Here is a 1,383-nt window from a genome sequence, read left to right as displayed (position 1 = left end):
ACGGCCGGCGGCACCGCGCCAGCCTCCTGCCGCGCGCGCTGCTGATACGGGCGCGGTGGCCGCCAATGCGGTGGCCGTCAATACGGTGGCAGCGAATGCTGTGGCAGCCAACGCTGTGGCCGCCAGCGCGGTGGCAGCCACCGCTGCCATCGCCACCGATCTGCAGGAGGCCCGGCCATGAACCACCTTGCCATTCAGCTGGTGTCGTTGCCCGCGTTTGCACTGCTGGCGCTGGCCATGGACCGCCACCAGCTCGACCTGTTTGGCCGTGAGCTAGCGCCTGGCCAAACCCGGGGCCTGCGCATGGCCGGCTGGCTGGCGCTGCTGACCTCGCTGGCGATTGCCGTGGCGCTCAAGGGCTGGTCGCTGGGCCTGGTGACCTGGTGCGGCCATATCTCGCTCAGTGCCGCCATCGTCATCCTCACGATGGTGGCCTGGGAACGCCGCAAATCTGTAAAAAAGTGAGACGCCAGGCGGGTCGGAGGCCCGTCTTGCATCATTTCGTCTTGCACCCTGCCTACAATCGTGCGATGCCGCTAGCAATAAATCTATAAAGCGGATTACTAACAGATTGAACGGAAGGGGAGGCGGTTTGTCACGTGTCTTAGCAACCGAAGCCGAGGTGGTGGCGCTGTCACCAGATGCCTCTTCCACCAAGGCGGCACAAGGGTTGAAGAACCCCAGCAAATGGCCCAGCCTGGGCTGCAACGCAACGGCAGCCTGGGGCGAATGCCAGGGCAGCGGCTCCAAGCCCTACCAGACCCAGGTCGATCTGAGCGGGCCGTCGTTCAAGTGCTCCTGCCCGAGCCGCAAATTCCCCTGCAAACATGGCCTGGCGCTGATGCTGCTGCGCGCAGCCGGCCAGGTGGGCGAGAGCGCCGAGCCGCCCGCCTGGGTCAGCGCCTGGCTGGACAGCCGCGCTGAAAAAGCCGAGAAAAAAGAAGCCAAGGCCGCTGCCATTGCAGCAGCCCCTCCGCCCGATCCCGAGGTGCTGGCCAAGCAGCAGGCCAAGCGCGACGACAAGCGCTGGGACAAGGTGGCTGCCGGCATGCAGGAGCTGCAACTGTGGATGCAGGACATGCTGCGCAACGGCCTGGCCAACCTCTCGGGCGACCAGCAGGCGCGCCAGCACTGGAACACCATGGCCGCGCGCATGGTCGATGCGCAGGCCAGCGGCATGGCCGCCCGCATCAAGGAGGCCTGGGAGCTGGTGGACAGCCACCCGCAATGGTCGCGTGACCTGCTGGTGCAGCTGGGCCACTGGCAGTTGCTGGCCGATGCGGTGGCACGCCGCGATGCGCTCGGCGCCGAGACCCGTGCCGATGTGATGGCCGCGCTGGGCTGGCCCCTGGACAAGGCCGAGGTGCTGGCGCGGGGCCAGGC

3 protein-coding genes are annotated in these 1,383 nt (G+C 67.1%); all 3 read left to right on the top strand.

Going from position 1 to position 1,383, the window contains the following annotated elements:
* Nucleotides 1-181: hypothetical protein (locus H928_RS31985; protein WP_027010411.1), on the top strand; the 181-nt coding region annotated here is incomplete at its 5' end.
* Nucleotides 178-465 (top strand): DUF3325 domain-containing protein, encoded by a 288-nt coding sequence (locus H928_RS0101480; RefSeq protein WP_021024897.1) that lies wholly within the window; start codon nt 178-180, stop codon nt 463-465. The genes H928_RS31985 and H928_RS0101480, both read left to right, overlap by 4 nt.
* A gap of 127 nt (nt 466-592) precedes the next feature.
* On the top strand, nt 593-1,383 hold a 791-nt coding region (locus tag H928_RS0101475; protein ID WP_027010410.1), incomplete at its 3' end, for an SWIM zinc finger family protein.

This window comes from Comamonas sp. B-9 (assembly GCF_000410635.1).
Lineage (GTDB): Bacteria > Pseudomonadota > Gammaproteobacteria > Burkholderiales > Burkholderiaceae_C > Comamonas.
This window is presented reverse-complemented; position numbering and strand designations above follow the sequence as displayed.

Excerpts from the sequence above, each read along its gene's own strand:
- H928_RS0101480 (WP_021024897.1), top strand. The coding sequence starts at position 178 with ATGAACCACCTTGCCATTCAGCTGGTGTCGTTGCCCGCGTTTGCACTG.